This window comes from Ligilactobacillus pabuli (assembly GCF_022836475.1).
Classification (GTDB): domain Bacteria; phylum Bacillota; class Bacilli; order Lactobacillales; family Lactobacillaceae; genus Ligilactobacillus; species Ligilactobacillus pabuli.
In genome coordinates this window covers 1-15,332 of the sequence record NZ_BQXH01000023.1, presented here as the reverse complement: position 1 = coordinate 15,332, position 15,332 = coordinate 1, and the positions used below count along the sequence as shown (strand labels likewise).

Below are 15,332 nucleotides of genomic sequence, written 5' to 3'. Positions count from 1 at the left end.
AGTGAATTAGCCGACTAGTTTGATCAAGACTACTCCGCTTAATAAGAGGATCACCCCTAAAATTTGACGGAAGGTCACTTTCTTTTGGACTGCGGCTAGCCAGCCAAAGTTGTCTAGTAACAAGCTGCCGCTGATCATCCCGACTAAAACAATGACAATTGTTAGCCCAGTCCCAAGTAAGGGAACGAGGAAAGCGTTAGTCAGCACATAACAACCGCCAATTAGTCCGCCCAACCAGTTCCACCAGCTGATTTGTGCCGGTTGAACTCGGCTAAAATGATAGCCGTGTTCAAGCAGCGGGACGAGCAGCCATAAGACTATGGTGCCAACCGCAAAAGAGACTAGCGCTGCCTGGGAAGATGAATGTAAGAGGGTCCCTAAATAGCCGTTGATCGCTGTTTGCGTTGCACTTAACATTCCGGCAACTAAGCCGATCAGACGCCAAAAGTTCAGCCCGCGTTCGTTGACAACGGGGGATTTGCGGGGAGTTTGACTGCCAGCGACGGCATAGTAGACTCCGCCAACTACGATGAGCGCACCCAATAACCGCAGCCAGCTTAAGGAATGCTGTTGTGAATGAAACCAGCCGAAATTATCGATCAGCATACTCATGATAATTTGCCCTAAAACTGGCATTAAGACCGTTTGTACACTACCTAAGTGCGGGAATAAAATGATGTTAGCGGTCAGATAACAGACTCCCAAGAAACCGCCTAGCCATAACCACCATGGCTGGTGACTGATAAAGTGCCAAGTTAAAGTCAGGTGCGACGCAGTGAATACGACAAATAGAGCTAAAAAAATGGTGCCAAGCGTAAATGAAATTAGTGATGCTAAAAAAGAAGAGTTAATTTTCTTACCGAGACTGGAATTGATCGCCGTTTGTAAGGGGAGACCAAAGCCAGCCAGTAATCCGATCGTCAGTGGGCCCATCGCTAGTCCTCCTCGTGCACTTCGTCTTCATTAATGTTAAATTTCGGGGTAACTTGAAGTTGCTTGATCCGGTCAGTTCCCCAGGCATACATCTGGTTGATGATCGGCATTAAAGTTTCCCCCAAGTCGGTAATGGCATAAAAGACCTGCACTTGTGAATCAGAAGAAACCGTCCGCGAAATGAGCTGATCTTCTTCCATTTCACGTAATTGGTTTGTTAATACCTTATGGGAAGCTTTGGGTAATAGGCGCATCAGTTGGTTAAACCGGTAGGGGCCATCAGTCCCAAGGTGAAACAAGATCACAATTTTCCACTTGCCGCTAAACATGGAGAGGGTCAATTCTTTCGCACAGCTGAAATCACCGTTTTCGAGTCGTTGCTTGACGTCTTTACGAACTACATCAGTCATAATTAAATCACTGTCCTTATTAATTTTTAGACCTAGGGCACCTTAAAGTGCGTTATTGTATCAAATAGGAACTAGGTTTATTATAGATACTAACATAAAGTTGAAAGGAAGTATTCAAAAATGAGTAAAGTTGCTGTTATTGTAACAAATGATGTAGAAGATGTTGAATTTACTTCACCTGTTGACGCTTTGAAGGCTGCTGGCCATGATGTCACAGTGATCGAAAACGAAGCAGGTAGTAAGATCGCAGGTAAGCATGGTCTTGAATTAACTGCTGACAAAGGTATTGCTGATGTCGCTGTTAATGATTACGATGCTTTGTTGATCCCTGGTGGTTTCTCACCTGACCAATTACGAGTTGACGACCGTTTCGTTAACTTCGTGAAGGACTTCTTGTTGGGTAACAAGCATGTCTTCGCAATTTGCCACGGCCCACAACTATTTGTTCAATCAGGTTTGGCTTCATCCTTGAAGTTAACTGCCTATGAATCAGTTCGTCCTGATTTATTCTATGCTGGTGCACAAGTTCTAGACGAACCAGTTGTGATCGATGAAAAGCACCAATTGATCACTAGCCGGACACCAGATGATTTGGACGATTTTAACCGTGAAATTACTAACGCTTTAGCTTAATAAAACAAGCAGACAGACCGTTGCCAAAGTGGTAACGGTCTGTTTGTGTGTTGGGAAAATTTCGCAGAATCGTTGAGACAACCAGCAAATTAAGTTACACGTGCGTCTTTAGTTGTCAAGGACCTTCCTGGTAACGGTTCTTTTTTTGTGACTAAAATATTATTCCAGCAAGAATAACGAGAAAGACTAATACTACAATCATGCTCATCTCTTAACCGCCTCACTCCACTCTGTGTTTTAAAACATAGCGTGCAATTTACTTTAAATAAGACTAAAATTGAAGGTAAAAATAAATCAAAGGACTCTTATTTATGCAAAATGAATTACGTCAGGCTTTTCGGTTCAAGAATTTGGTGCTCCTCGCTTGTGGGTTAGTTTTTATGGGCGCGGGAGTGCCGCTCGCCAAAATTGCTAGTTTGGGGACTTCTCCTATCGCTAGTATTCCTAACGTTTTAAGCTTGATTTTCCCGCTTTCATTAGGGGTGTGGACGATTCTCTTTATGTTTGTCTGTGTTGGTTTGGAAGCTATCTTTTTACGACGGGACTTCTCGCCAGCTAACTTATTACAAATCATTCCCGGCTTGTTTTTCGGGGTATTTATTGACTTTTTTGTTAAAACCTTTGGCTTTTTAGCGCCAGAGCACTACTGGCAAAAAATCCTCTTAACCTTACTCAGCATTATTGTGTTAGGATTTGGCGTCTTTTTGGAAGTCTCATCCAACTCGATCATTATGCCTGGGGAGGGTTTAGCTAAAGCAGTTTCTGTGGGCTTAAAGAAGCCATTTCCAACTGCCAAAATCGGGGTCGATAGTAGTATGGTCATTTTGGCAGTGGTGATTGCACTGGCAGTTTTCCACTCACTGACTGGAATTCGGGAAGGAACGGTCCTCGCAGCGTTAGTTGTGGGTAAGGTCGTGGCCTTTTTCAAATGGGCGTTAGGCAGATTTTTTGAGTAGGGCGACAGTTTCGTGTTATAACGAAACTGTAGTTGAACGAACTGAGATTTCCAAGTAGGATCACTCCTACGAGAAAGGTTGGTAGTTTAGATGAGAAAAGTTGCTGTCATCGTGACTAACGATGTGGAAGATATTGAATATACGTCACCAGTCGAGGCTTTACAAAAAGCGGGGCACCAAGTTACCGTAATTGAAAAAGAAGCTGGTAGCAAAATTACCGGGAAACATGGCTTAGAATTAACAGCTGGCCAAGGAATTGCTGATGCATCAGTCACAGATTATGATGCCTTATTAATTCCGGGCGGTTTTTCACCCGATCAATTACGAGTCGATGAGCGCTTTGTCGATTTTGTCAAAGACTTCTTATTAAGTAATAAAGATGTGTTCGCTATTTGTCATGGTCCACAGTTATTTATTCAGTCAGGCTTAGCTTCATCTTTGAAGTTAACTGCCTATGAGTCGGTCCGACCAGACCTATTTTACGCAGGTGCGCAGGTCTTGGACGAGCCAGTGGTAATCGATGAAAAACATCAGCTGATTACTAGTCGGACTCCAGATGATTTAGACGACTTTAACCGTGAAATTACTAAAGCACTAGATTAACTTTAAATTGAGGCTCCGAGGTGAAATTCACCTGGGGGCTTTTTTTAATCCAGAGCGGAGTCTACTGGCAATGATGATTAATTGAAATTACCATTTAACAGTAATTGCGAGCGCATTCTTAAATATTGATAAACAAAACGATTCATTTGATATGACATATAAGTTATGTTAACCTAAAAATGAAAGGGAACAAATTAAAATATTTGGACGGAGGAGTAGTTATGATAGAAACACGAGCGCTTGAAGTTTCATACGACCACACTAATTTAGTAGTTGAAAATGTTTCTGTGAAAATCAAGGGTCCCACTATCACAGGTATTATCGGCCCAAACGGTGCAGGTAAATCAACCTTTTTGAAAGCGATTTTAAATGTGCTTGATTTTAGTGGGGAAGTATTGATCAATGGCAACGAAGCTAAACAAGAACTGAGAAATGTGGCTTACGTAGAACAAAAAAGTCAAATCGACTATACATTTCCGATTAAGGTGCGGGAATGTGTTTCTTTAGGAACATACCCTCAGTTAGGACTTTTTCATAAAGTTGGGAAAAAGCAGTGGGGCCAGGTTGATGAGGCTTTGGCAAAGGTCAATCTAAGCGAATACGGTAACCGCCAAATCAGTGAGCTGTCTGGCGGACAGTTTCAGCGCGTGCTAATGGCGCGGTGTCTGGTCCAAGCAGCTGACTATATTTTTTTGGATGAACCTTTTGTCGGAATCGATTCGGTCAGTGAAAAAATCATCATGGAAACGCTAACTGAGTTAAAAAATGCTGGTAAAACGATTTTGATCGTCCATCATGATTTAAGCAAGGTTCATGATTATTTTGACCAACTACTGATTTTGAATAAAAAATTAGTGGCTTTTGGCCAAACAGCTGAAGTTTTTACCCAGGAGAATTTGCGTCAGGCTTACGGTGAGAACCTAGTGATGGGAGGCGTTTGAGGATGTTCACTAATTTTGTACAAGGTTTAAATGAGTTTCATTTTCTACAAAATGCTTTGGTAACAGCTGTCGTGATTGGAATCGTTTCTGGAGTCGTGGGATGCTTCATTATTTTACGCGGAATGTCGTTGATGGGTGACGCAATTTCTCATGCGGTTTTACCCGGTGTCGCAATTTCTTTTATTATGGGCATTAATTTCTTCGTGGGGGCAATCGCATTTGGACTCCTGGCCTCGGTGATTATTACGTATATTAAAGGAAATAGCGTGATCAAAGGCGATACAGCAATTGGAATCACTTTTAGTTCTTTTCTAGCTTTAGGGGTGATTTTGATTGGGGTCGCCAATAGTTCGACGGACCTGTTCCATATTTTGTTTGGGAACATTTTAGCGGTGCAAGATGTCGACAAATGGATTTCTATTGGAGTCGCGGTAGTGGTGTTATTGGTTGTCTTTCTATTTTACAAGGAATTATTGCTGACCTCATTTGACCCAGACATGGCACAGGCAATGGGGATGAAGGTGAATTTTTATCATTATCTGTTGATGATCTTGCTAACGTTGGTGGCAGTGACAGCTATGCAAAGTGTAGGGACGATTTTAATTGTGGCGATGCTGATTACGCCTGCCGCTACGGCTTATCTATACTCGAATAGTTTGAAAGTGATGATTGTAATTTCAGCGACTCTTGGTGCAGTTTCGTCAGTCCTGGGCTTGATGATCGGCTATAGTTTTAATATCGCTGCCGGTTCATGTATTGTCTTGACGGCCGCTGTCTTCTTCGTGGTTAGTTTCTTTATTTCACCGAAGCAAAACTTTTTCAAAAAGAAGGTGGCTAGTTGATGAAACGACTAAAAAATAGTGCGATAATCTGGTGGACCTTGGTTGCACTAGTCACCGTTTTGGTTGGATGTGGGACTAAACAAGGTGATTCAAATTCTCAACCAGATGGACGAATCAAGGTCGTTGCCACCAATTCCATTATTGCTGATATTGTTCAAAACATTGGTAAAGATCGAATTGCTTTGCATAGTATTGTTCCGGTCGGGCAAGATCCGCATGAATATGAGCCATTAGCCGAAGATGTCCGGCAAACGGAGCGAGCTGACGTGATTTTTTATAACGGAATCAACCTGGAGACGGGGGGTAATGCGTGGTTTACCAAACTGGTCAAAAATGCTCACCAAAAGAAAAATCGAGATTATTTTGCAGTTAGCGATGGGGTCGATGTGATTTATTTACAAGGTCAAGGTGACGAAGATCAACAAGATCCCCATGCATGGTTGGATTTGCAAAATGGGATGATTTATGCCAAAAACATTGAAAAGAGACTGGCACAAAAGGATCCAGCTAACCGAGAATTTTATCACAAAAACTTAACGAAGTACTTGGCTAAGTTAACTAAGTTGGATAAACAAGCGCAGGCGAAGTTCACGGAGATTCCAGCTGAAAAGAAGTTGCTGGTCACCAGTGAGGGAGCCTTTAAATATTTCTCAAGGGCATATGACTTACCTTCGACCTATCTCTGGGAAATTAACACGGAAGAAGAAGGGACGCCTGACCAGTCGATCAGGCTTATTCGGAAGCTGCGTAAGACGAAGACACCGACCCTCTTTGTGGAAAGCAGCGTGGATGACCGACCAATGAAAACCGTGGCACAGGACACACGGATTCCAGTTGCTAAAAGTAAGTTATTTACCGATTCGATTGCTAACCAAGGCGAACATGGTGATAGTTACTATTCAATGATGAAGTGGAATTTAGACAAAATCGCTGCGGGCTTAGCGAAATAAGAGCTAGAAATGATCAGGTGTAATTGCACCTGGTCTTTTTTGCTTTTTAGTCGAGCTACTCAAAGCAGCTTCTTCCGTCTATCCAAGCCCAGCCTTCAATGCCAAGAACGCATTAAAGACTATGCTCCGATAGTACTCGGAAGCTAGGCGCTTTGTGATTTTAGTCGAGCTACTTGAAACAGAAAGTTCCGCTTATCGAAACCCAGGAACCAATGCCTAGTACGCATTAGTCCCTAGGTTTCGATAATGCTCGCTTTCTCCCGTTTCACTCCGCTCTGTTATATTTGACCAATCGTTCAATTAAAACTATAATTGCAGTATGGGAAAGAAAAAAACATTTGATTCAAATGAAGTCTTATTACAAGTAGGACAGTTATTTATTACCAATGGTTATAATGGCACGTCAATTGGGGATATTGTGGAAGAAACCGGCTTATTGCGTGGAAGTTTGTACGCAACATTTGGCAGTAAGCAGGGAATGTTTACTTCCGCTTTGAAATTAAGCTTAGAAAGGGATGACGAGCGACTGAAATGGGGACTATTGATCGTCGCCATGCTAGAAGTGACCCCACGCAATCACCAGGTTTTTGAAATCGTGCAAAACTGGTATCGGCATCAATCTTCCACCAATGTTGCGACTAACATTGGTACAGAATTATTAAAGCACAGTGGAATCTTAGGAGGGGAAAAGTAAGATGCAAAACAAAGTTGAACTAACGGAGCGGACACTGGTTGTTTCACCACAAGGCAGTAATAAATTTTTCGCAATGAAAAATAAGCTAGAGTTTTCCTGGCAAGAGGTCGCGGGCGCTTCAATCGACCCCGAAATTTTAAATGAAAATAAAGGTCTCAGAGGCCCGGGGACGCACATTCCCGGCTACTGGGCAGGAGTCTTTACTAAAAATGGTGAAAAAACGTTCTATAATATCAAACGGGGCGCTAAGCCAGTGGTGATCCAGTTGAAAAACGCTGAATTTGCTCGCTTAGTGTTAGGGGTTGAAGAACCAGAAAAATTAGTTGATCAAATCAATAATCAGATTGGTTAAGGGTAAAAGGCGGGAAGAAATTCTGGCCTTTTTTAATTTTTGAAAAAAAGTTTGCTAAAATTGGAGAATGGAGTACAACACAGTCTTATAGATTTTACACAATTTTAAAGTTAACAGGTGAGGGAGAAAATGGAAAATATTCAAAAAGTTAAGGGCTTTTCAACCTTTGATTTAAAAATCATTGGGATCGTTTTGATGGTTGTTGATCATGTGCACGAAATGTTTGCGCCGGTGGGAGCACCGACTTGGCTAGATTGGTTTGGCCGCCCCGTGGCCACAATTTTCTTTTTTACGAGTGTGATTGGCTTTACTTATACTCATGACAAAAAGAAATATATGAGCCGACTTTTTATCTTCATGGTGCTAATGTCACTGATGACTTCAGCGCTAGAAGATGTCGTTGGTTATGAACAAGTAGTCTTGTTCAACAACATCTTCCGTGATTTATTCATTGGAACGATGTTTATGGCTGGAATCGATCAATTTCAGGCAATGAAGCAAGGACATAAATTACAGCATTTCTTGTTGGGACTTTTGTGGGTGATCTTGCCGTTTGTTTTGACCGTGATCACGCTGGCAGTGATGAATAATCAGGCTGCTCCATTATTGTTAAAGCAAATCATTGTGGCTGTCTTCCCAGCGATTTTGTTAGCTGAAAATAATTTTATGGTCTTATTGATCCCATTGCTTTATTTATTTAGAAACAACCGCTTAATTCAGTGCTTATTAATCGCCTTGACTGCTTTAGCATACGGAGTGATGGGTTCGAATCAGTGGATCATGATTTTTGCAATCATTCCAATTTATTTCTATAACGGACAAAAAGGTCCCGGAATGAAGTACTTCTTCTATATTTTTTATCCAGCACATATTGCGCTTCTGTATGTCCTGGCTGCATGGTTACATTAAAATAATCTAAGCTAGTGGCGTAACGAGAAATTGTTACGTCACTTTTTTTGGAAAAAACTGATTCTTTGAATTTTCGAAACTAATTTGATAGAATTCTAATTAGATAAGTATCTAAATTATTTTGCTGAGGAGGGGACAGGATGAGCTTTCAAACAACTTTTAAAGCACTGTCTGATCCAGTCAGACGAGAAATCTTACAATTACTGACGAAGCAACGCTTATCTGCCGGTGAAATTGGGCAGCACTTTACTATGACGGCAGCGACAGTCTCTTATCATTTGAAAGTATTGAAAAAAGCCGATTTGATTGATGAAGAACGTGAGAAAAATTTTATTTACTATTCGTTGAATACGACAGTGCTTGAAGAGGTACTATTATGGCTAACTGACTTGAAGGGAAATGGTGAAGATGAAGAAAACAACTAAAGTAACGCTGGCTTCGTTCGTCGTGATCTTAGTGCCAATTTTGGTAGGGTTATTATTATGGCAGCAATTGCCGGCCCGGATTCCTTCTCACTGGTCAAACGGACAAATCGATGGTTGGAGTAGTAAGAACATGGTGGTTTTTGGCTTACCGTTAATCATGGCAGCAGTTCAACTCTTTTTAGTTGTTGCCACTAAAATTGATGCCTGACATAAGAATCTAACTGCACAGATCTTGACGGTTGTCTACTGGTTGATCCCACTGATTAGTATAATCATGTTTATCCTGATTTACAGCACAGCTTTGGGCCGACCAATTAATGATAATGTTATGATGAATCTTACTTTGGGAATCGTTTTTCTGGTTTTGGGGAATTATATGCCAAAGGTCAAACAAAACAATGTTGTCGGTTTTCGGGTTTCGTGGACGCGTAATAGTCAGGAAAACTGGCGTCGTACTAATCGTCTCGGCGGCTGGTTGATGGTGCTTGGCGGTGTATTTTTGTTGGGTAACATGATTTTCCAGTTTCAGTGGTTATGGATCGCGATTGTAGTGCTTGTTGTGGTTGTACCGCTAACGTACTCTTATCACTTATATCGGCAAGGAATCTAGAAATAAGTTGAGAAAGCTACCAGCTAGCAAAACATTGGTGGACAAGTACGCGGAATCAAACGTAAGTCGAGCGGACTTGTGTCGACAAATGCGGAATCGGACATAAGTCAGCCAGACTTGTGTCGGCAAATGTGAAATCAAACGTAAGTCAGCCAGACTTGTGTTGGAAACTTAAGTCAACAAAAAAATCAGTCAGGTCGTAATGACCCTGGCTGATTTTTTTGTTGGGTTACTAAACTCAGAATTCTCCGCCTATTCAAACCTGGGGTCAATGCCGAAATCGCATTAACTCTCAGGTTCCGATAATGCTCGCTTTCTAACCGTTTCCCTCCACTCTGTTTATTAGTCGAGCTGCGTGAGGCAAAAGATTCCGCCCATTTAAACCTATGAACCAATGCCAAAAGCGCATTAGTCCCTAGGTTCTAATGGTGCTCGTCTCTTAACTACCTCCCTCCGCTCTGTTTTTTTAGGCTTGGACAGTGTCTTTGTGAGTGAGAACTCCATCGGTAATGTCATAAATTTGGTCGGCAAATTCGATCAAGCGTGGATCATGTGTAACTACGATCACAGCTTTATCGTGTTGGTGAGCGAGGTCCGCCAAGAGTTGGCCCACTACTTTAACTTTTTGACTATCTAGGGCGGCGGTTGGCTCATCAGCTAAAATGATTGCTGGGTTCGGGTATAAAGCGCGGGCAATCGCAACTCGTTGTTGTTGACCACCGGAAAGTTCACTGGGGTACTTATTTAACAAATCAGTGATCTCCAGCATGTCTAACACCTCAGCTAGTTTTGCGGCCGACAAGTTGCCGGTTTTTTTAACTTGACTGACTAGCTTAAATTGTTCTTTGACCTTTAAATAGGGTAAGAGATGATAAGCTTGTAAAACAAAGCCGATTGATGACAGGCGTAAAGCATCTTGCTGTTTTTTGGAAAGCGTCGTGTAGTTTTGCCCGGCAATCGTGACTCCCCCAGTTGTCGGTGTTAACAGTCCACCGGCGATGGTTAGAAAAGTCGTCTTTCCTGAACCTGAGGGACCAAGAACTAAGTTTAATGTTCCAGATTGTGCACTAAAATTGAGTTGGTGTAAAGCATGAACTTGAGCAGTATCGCTGCCATAGGTATGGCTAACATTTTGTAATGAAATTGCGTTCACTTTTTTAACCTCCAATTACTGAAATCGGGTCGACCCGTAAAACACTTCTAACGGGGACCAAACTACCAAGTAAGGCCATCAAGACGAGACCCAAACCAACTGCCGCTAACATTGGGACGTCAAAAGCCATTGGGACGGCTGCTGGCATGGCAAATGCGGTCCCGGCTGTCAACAGTGAGCCGATCGCTAGTCCGAAAATCACCAGAAGGACTGATTGCGAAATTGTAGCCCCTACTAGGACTTTGCTAGGAATCCCTTGGGCACGCAAGACAGCGTAATTGGGCATCTTTTGCATGGTCAAAATGTATAAGAAAACGGCAATGATGATCAGTGAAATGACCATCAAAAAGGCGATCATTAAGATGAAGGTCGTATTTTGTGCCTGATAACCTGGTAACTTATTAATAATTTGCTTAGTCGAGTAGGTGGTTATCCCAGCCGTTTGTGCCCGATAACTAGCTTTTTTTGAAACAATTGCACTTGCACTAGGTCCGTGTTCAAAACCGCGCATTGTTTTCCAGGTAGATAACTGGCCGTAAACGATGGGCGCAATGTTGAGTTTGGCATTTTTAGTAAAACCGACGATGGTGTAGCGTTGTTTCTGATCGTTTAAACGTAAATGACTGCCCAAGTGATACCCTTTGTCTTGGAATGAGTCATCAACGACAATTTCGTGAGCGTGACGGACTGGGTGGCCACTCGTGAGCTGTAAGTTTTTGGCGATAAACTGGTTAGATTTCAAACCGACGAAAACCGCTGACAGTTTTTCTTTGCCGGCAGCTTTAGCCACGACTGAGCCTTGTCCAAGGACAGCTTCGTTTTTGGTTAACTGGCCGAGTTGGTCGTCATTTAAAAATGATTGACGCATGTCGGTGTTAGCGTTGGAGTTTAAGGCAAAGCGTTGCACGTGCCAGGACTTAATAGCAGCAGTATTTTGGCGGGCAAGTCCGAGTGACAAACTCGTCAAAATAAAAATTAAGTAACAGATCAGGACGATCATGGTAATGATAGCGCCGGAACGTAATTTTTCTTTTTTAATTTCTTTCAGGGCTAAAAACATTGTTCTCTCTCTTTTCTAAGACGGGATTAATCGGCAAGCGATTGTAAGATCACTTTTAACTGACTGAGTCGTTGTTCTAATGAAGCAGGATCCAAAATTACATCACGAACAGTTTGGTGGTACAGCACTTTGAAAGCCCACTTTTTATCGGCAGTTGGAGTTGTAGGCTGCGCACCTAATAAGTTTTCGTTGTAACGATAGTGCATTTCAACAAGTTTGCGGTAGCCTGATAGTTCGGCACCACAAGCAAAGTGTCTGATTGCGCTGACGTATTCATCAACATTGAGTGCTGTTGGTTGGGCAGGCATTGTCTGGTGGATCGTTTGCAAAGCGGATTTAAATAGATACTGGTAAGCATCATTTAAGTCGGTAAAGTACTTATAAAAAGCACCGCGCGCAATATCAGCTTCTTTCACGATCCGGGCAACCTGGGCTTGCGCCAAAGGATATGTTTCAAATTCATGCAGCAGGGCTTGTTTGACCCGCGCTTGTTTTTCTGGTGAGAGGTTCAAAAATGTAGTTGAGACCAAAGTTGTGCTCCTTTCAGTGACACGGTGTCACTTTTAATGTATGACTCTAATTATAGGCTAAAGTGACACCGTGTCAACAACTGAAAAAAGGGTAGATTTTGGCGAATGAAAAAATTGTAAAAGATTGAAAAAACGGGTTGTTTTTAATGGATATTGAGAGTATATTATGGACTATTGAAATCATTAAAGAAGATCAATGAACTGTCTAATGTCAATAATTCTGACTAGAATTGATGTTTACGGTTAGAGAGTTCATGAATTGATTAAACTTTTTACGGTTTATATTTTAGATAGTAGGAGTGAAATTTTGTGAAAATGATTAGTAATGAATTCAAAATGATTTGGAATCATAAGATGATTTTGGCCACGATTTTAGGGATCATGTTTATTCCATTTTTATATTCAGTCTTCTTCTTGAAGTCAGTCTGGGATCCATATGGTAATGTGGACAAACTGCCAGTTGCTGTGGTAAATAACGACCAGCAAGTCAGTTTCCAGGGCAAGGACTTAGATGTGGGTGATCAACTGGTCGCCAACATGAAGAAACAATCTGGCCTAGAGTGGCATTTTGTGAGTGGGAAAAAGGCCCAAGACGGCATGTCCCATCATAAGTACTATATGGTAGTCACGATTCCTAAGAACTTTTCTAAGAATGCAGCGACCGTTTTAGATGATCAACCACAAAAGATGAAGTTAAATTATCAAACAAATGACTCACTCAACTACATCGGACAAGTGATTACTAAAGAAGCTGCCACACAATTGAACAGCAAGGTCAGCAAGACAGTCTCGACCGCGTACGCGGATACGATGTTTGGCGTTGTCAAGCAGGTTGGTGCCGGCTTTGGTAAAGCAGCGAAGGGTGCAGTTAAGTTAAATGACGGCTCAAAGGCTTTGTCAAACGGGATCACGACTTACACTGCCGGGGTTAAAACTTTGAGCAATGGTGTCATGACGATGCATGCCGGGGTTGAACCTTTGAGTGCCGGAGTCGTTCAATTAGCGGACGGTTCAATGGTTTTGGACCGCGGGTTGCATACCTACACTGGCGCAGTTAACCAGTTGAACGCAGGGGTTCAAACGCTGCAAGCGGGGGCTGCACCATTGGCTAATGGCGTGTCACAATTGCAAAACGGAGCCCAAACCTTAAACGGCGGGGTCAACCAGTACACTGGTGCTGTTAGTCAATTAAATGGCGGCTTACAACAGTTAGCTGGTAGTTCGGATCAATTACAAGGTGTGACTAAACAGTTGGCACAATTACCACAAGGTGTCGCTGCAACTTATGTTTTAGGAAATGCAGTTTCTGATTCAGCTTTACAGTTGGCTAATAGAATGGCAAAACAGTTACCTCAATTAGCAGCAGCCCAAAAAGGACTCAGCAGTTTGATGACTCCCGAAAATCAGAAACAATTGGAACAATTAGGTCAGACAGCCACTGATATGAGTACAAGGGTGAATACCTTTAGCACACAATTAAGTGGGATGACCCAACAATTAACTCAAATTGGTGCTAACGATGAAGATAGTGCTAAACGTGCTGGTAAAGTGTTAGCTACCATTGAAAAGCTGCCAGCAGATCAACAAACACAGTTGAAAGATGCCACAGCTGATTTGAATCAAATTATTAAAAATAGTCAAGACAATGTTTCTAGCGTACAACAACTAGCTACGATTTCAGGCACAGTCAAAGATGCACAGATCAAACTTGGCAATGCTCAAAAATCATTAGCGGCTTTAACTAGTTTGACAGCACAAATTAAAAAATTACAAGCAAGCATGAACCAGAACGCTAATAACGGTCAAGGTTCAACGGACATGAGCCAATTAAGCAGTCAATTAACAGCACTGCAGAAAGCAGCTACACAGTTAAAAGGTGCTTCAGCTCAAGTAAATGAAGGAGTTAATGGTAAAGGTACTAATATTTACAGCTTTACTTCTGATGAAAATCAGCTCAGAGCCCAAATCGCACAGATCACAAACAAGTCACAATTGCCAACCTTGTTGAACGGTTTGACTCAGTATACGAACGGCGTCAAGACGGCGGCTAATGGTGCAGCACAATTGAATCAAAATGGTGCACAATTACGGAGTGGAGCTAGTCAATTAAATGGCGGCTTAACAACGATGGGCGCACAGGTCCCAACCTTAGTTAACGGTGTCAATACCTTGGCTAATGGTAGTGGTCAATTAGCTGCGAACGGCGGTCAATTGGTCAATGGTGCTGATACTTTAGCTGGCGGTGTTAACCAGTTAAACAACCAGGTCCCAACTCTAGTGAATGGTATCAATACTTTGGCAAATGGCGCTTCTCAGTTAGCCGGTAACTCTGACAAATTAACTGATGCTTCTGGTCAAGTTGCTAACGGTACTGGAACTTTAGCTGATAATTTGAAAGACGGAGCTAAGACAGTTAACTCAACTAACTTGGGTCAAAAGAACGCGAAGATGTTTGCGACACCAACTAAGTTAGCACATCACAACTACAGTAAAGTGCCTAACTACGGCTTTGCTTTAGCACCATATATGTTGTCAGTTGCTTTATATGTTGGGGCATTGGTCTTCAACTTAGTTTACCCATTACGTCGAATGGGCGGCGAAGACAGTACAGCGAACGGCTGGTTTGCAAGCAAGGCTGTCCTAGGCGGCGTTGTTGCGATTGCCAATGCATTAGTAGAATTATTACTGATGATGGCAGTCGGTTTGACACCGCAAAACGTGGGCGGGTTCCTAGTGAACGGGATTTTCTTCTCACTAGCTGCAATGTATATCGTGATGTTCTTGTCGTTAGCATTTGATAATCCAGGACGCTTTATCGGGATGATTTTGTTGGTGATCCAGTTGGGTGCCAGCGGCGGTTCCTTCCCAATCGAAATTACGACCGGAATGAATGGCTTCTTCCAAGCCATCAACCCATTTTTGCCAATGACCTGGTCAGTTTACGGTTTCCGTGAAGCTTTGACCGGCGGCTTTGGTAGTGGACAAATCACAGAATCTGTCTTGATCATGTTGGTATTTATCGTGGTCTTTGTCCTCTTGTTATGGTTAGCAACTCAGTTCTTACATGGTAAAGTTGCTTACGAACCAGGACCAAGCGCAGTTGTTCAAGAACGCGAAGAGAACGCAGAATAAAGTAAATAGAATTTAAAAGAGAGTTGCAAAATTACTGTTGTTAAACTGCAGTGATTTTGTAACTCTTTTTTAGCTCCAACTATTTAGGGACTTTGTCAAATAGTGTTGATGGTCCTTGGAACTCTATCTTAAAGGTGGAGTTCTTTTTTTATACTTTGATAGCTAGTTTAAAGTGCTGGGGTGTGTGGCTGGGGCCAGC

General features: G+C 42.2%; 18 protein-coding genes. 13 read left to right on the top strand and 5 right to left on the bottom strand.

From position 1 onward, the window contains the following. Positions 1–6 precede the first annotated feature (6 nt). Positions 7–933 (bottom strand): DMT family transporter, encoded by a 927-nt coding sequence (locus LPAF129_RS09665; protein ID WP_244056695.1) that lies wholly within the window; start codon positions 931–933, stop codon positions 7–9. A 2-nt stretch (positions 934–935) separates the two neighbouring features. After that, positions 936–1,343, bottom strand: coding sequence for a winged helix-turn-helix transcriptional regulator (locus LPAF129_RS09660; protein ID WP_244056693.1), 408 nt, complete (start codon positions 1,341–1,343; stop codon positions 936–938). Positions 1,344–1,463: 120 nt separating this feature from the next. Between LPAF129_RS09660 and LPAF129_RS09655 the strand changes: the two genes are divergently transcribed. The 12 genes from LPAF129_RS09655 to LPAF129_RS09600 all read left to right on the top strand — a co-directional run bounded on the left by LPAF129_RS09655 (position 1,464) and on the right by LPAF129_RS09600 (position 9,258). Further along, positions 1,464–1,976, top strand: a complete 513-nt coding sequence (locus LPAF129_RS09655; RefSeq protein WP_244056690.1) for a type 1 glutamine amidotransferase domain-containing protein — start codon at positions 1,464–1,466, stop codon at positions 1,974–1,976. Positions 1,977–2,287: 311 nt separating this feature from the next. After that, a complete protein-coding gene (locus tag LPAF129_RS09650; RefSeq protein ID WP_244056688.1) occupies positions 2,288–2,932 on the top strand; it encodes a YczE/YyaS/YitT family protein in 645 nt (214 codons plus the stop codon). A 90-nt stretch (positions 2,933–3,022) separates the two neighbouring features. Next, positions 3,023–3,535 carry a type 1 glutamine amidotransferase domain-containing protein gene (locus LPAF129_RS09645; RefSeq protein ID WP_244056686.1) on the top strand — a complete coding sequence of 171 codons (513 nt, stop codon included), beginning with the start codon at positions 3,023–3,025 and terminating at the stop codon, positions 3,533–3,535. A gap of 221 nt (positions 3,536–3,756) precedes the next feature. Beyond that, positions 3,757–4,476: a metal ABC transporter ATP-binding protein gene (locus LPAF129_RS09640; protein ID WP_244056683.1), complete on the top strand. Its 720-nt coding sequence runs from the start codon at positions 3,757–3,759 to the stop codon at positions 4,474–4,476. A gap of 2 nt (positions 4,477–4,478) precedes the next feature. Continuing rightward, on the top strand, positions 4,479–5,318 hold the full coding sequence (locus tag LPAF129_RS09635) for a metal ABC transporter permease (RefSeq protein ID WP_244056681.1): 840 nt from the start codon (positions 4,479–4,481) through the stop codon (positions 5,316–5,318). Next, the gene (locus tag LPAF129_RS09630; RefSeq protein WP_244056677.1) at positions 5,318–6,268 is read left to right on the top strand and encodes a metal ABC transporter substrate-binding protein; all 951 of its coding nucleotides are present in this window, start codon (positions 5,318–5,320) and stop codon (positions 6,266–6,268) included. The genes LPAF129_RS09635 and LPAF129_RS09630 overlap by 1 nt, the downstream gene beginning before the upstream one ends. A gap of 319 nt (positions 6,269–6,587) precedes the next feature. Beyond that, entirely contained in the window at positions 6,588–6,962 is a 375-nt protein-coding gene (locus LPAF129_RS09625; protein ID WP_244056675.1) for a TetR/AcrR family transcriptional regulator, read from the top strand. A 1-nt stretch (position 6,963) separates the two neighbouring features. Beyond that, positions 6,964–7,314 (top strand): hypothetical protein, encoded by a 351-nt coding sequence (locus tag LPAF129_RS09620; RefSeq protein WP_244056673.1) that lies wholly within the window; start codon positions 6,964–6,966, stop codon positions 7,312–7,314. 129 nt (positions 7,315–7,443) lie between these two features. Further along, positions 7,444–8,223: a TraX family protein gene (locus tag LPAF129_RS09615; RefSeq protein ID WP_244056670.1), complete on the top strand. Its 780-nt coding sequence runs from the start codon at positions 7,444–7,446 to the stop codon at positions 8,221–8,223. A 140-nt stretch (positions 8,224–8,363) separates the two neighbouring features. Further along, the gene (locus tag LPAF129_RS09610) at positions 8,364–8,648 is read left to right on the top strand and encodes an autorepressor SdpR family transcription factor (protein WP_244056667.1); all 285 of its coding nucleotides are present in this window, start codon (positions 8,364–8,366) and stop codon (positions 8,646–8,648) included. Further along, a complete protein-coding gene (locus LPAF129_RS09605) occupies positions 8,632–8,856 on the top strand; it encodes a DUF1648 domain-containing protein (RefSeq protein WP_244056665.1) in 225 nt (74 codons plus the stop codon). The genes LPAF129_RS09610 and LPAF129_RS09605 overlap by 17 nt, the downstream gene beginning before the upstream one ends. A gap of 120 nt (positions 8,857–8,976) precedes the next feature. Next, positions 8,977–9,258 (top strand): SdpI family protein, encoded by a 282-nt coding sequence (locus LPAF129_RS09600; RefSeq protein WP_244056663.1) that lies wholly within the window; start codon positions 8,977–8,979, stop codon positions 9,256–9,258. Positions 9,259–9,724: 466 nt separating this feature from the next. Here LPAF129_RS09600 and LPAF129_RS09595 read toward each other — a convergent pair whose 3' ends face one another. The 3 genes from LPAF129_RS09595 to LPAF129_RS09585 are packed head-to-tail and all read right to left on the bottom strand — an operon-like array spanning position 9,725 to position 12,001. Continuing rightward, the gene (locus tag LPAF129_RS09595) at positions 9,725–10,411 is read right to left on the bottom strand and encodes an ABC transporter ATP-binding protein (RefSeq protein ID WP_244056659.1); all 687 of its coding nucleotides are present in this window, start codon (positions 10,409–10,411) and stop codon (positions 9,725–9,727) included. A gap of 4 nt (positions 10,412–10,415) precedes the next feature. Continuing rightward, positions 10,416–11,471, bottom strand: a complete 1,056-nt coding sequence (locus LPAF129_RS09590; RefSeq protein WP_244056657.1) for an ABC transporter permease — start codon at positions 11,469–11,471, stop codon at positions 10,416–10,418. A 26-nt stretch (positions 11,472–11,497) separates the two neighbouring features. Next, positions 11,498–12,001, bottom strand: coding sequence for a TetR/AcrR family transcriptional regulator (locus LPAF129_RS09585; protein WP_244056654.1), 504 nt, complete (start codon positions 11,999–12,001; stop codon positions 11,498–11,500). A gap of 309 nt (positions 12,002–12,310) precedes the next feature. Here LPAF129_RS09585 and LPAF129_RS09580 point away from each other — a divergent pair, with 309 nt between their 5' ends. Then, positions 12,311–15,133, top strand: a complete 2,823-nt coding sequence (locus tag LPAF129_RS09580) for a YhgE/Pip domain-containing protein (RefSeq protein ID WP_444979786.1) — start codon at positions 12,311–12,313, stop codon at positions 15,131–15,133. Positions 15,134–15,332: the final 199 nt, after the last annotated feature.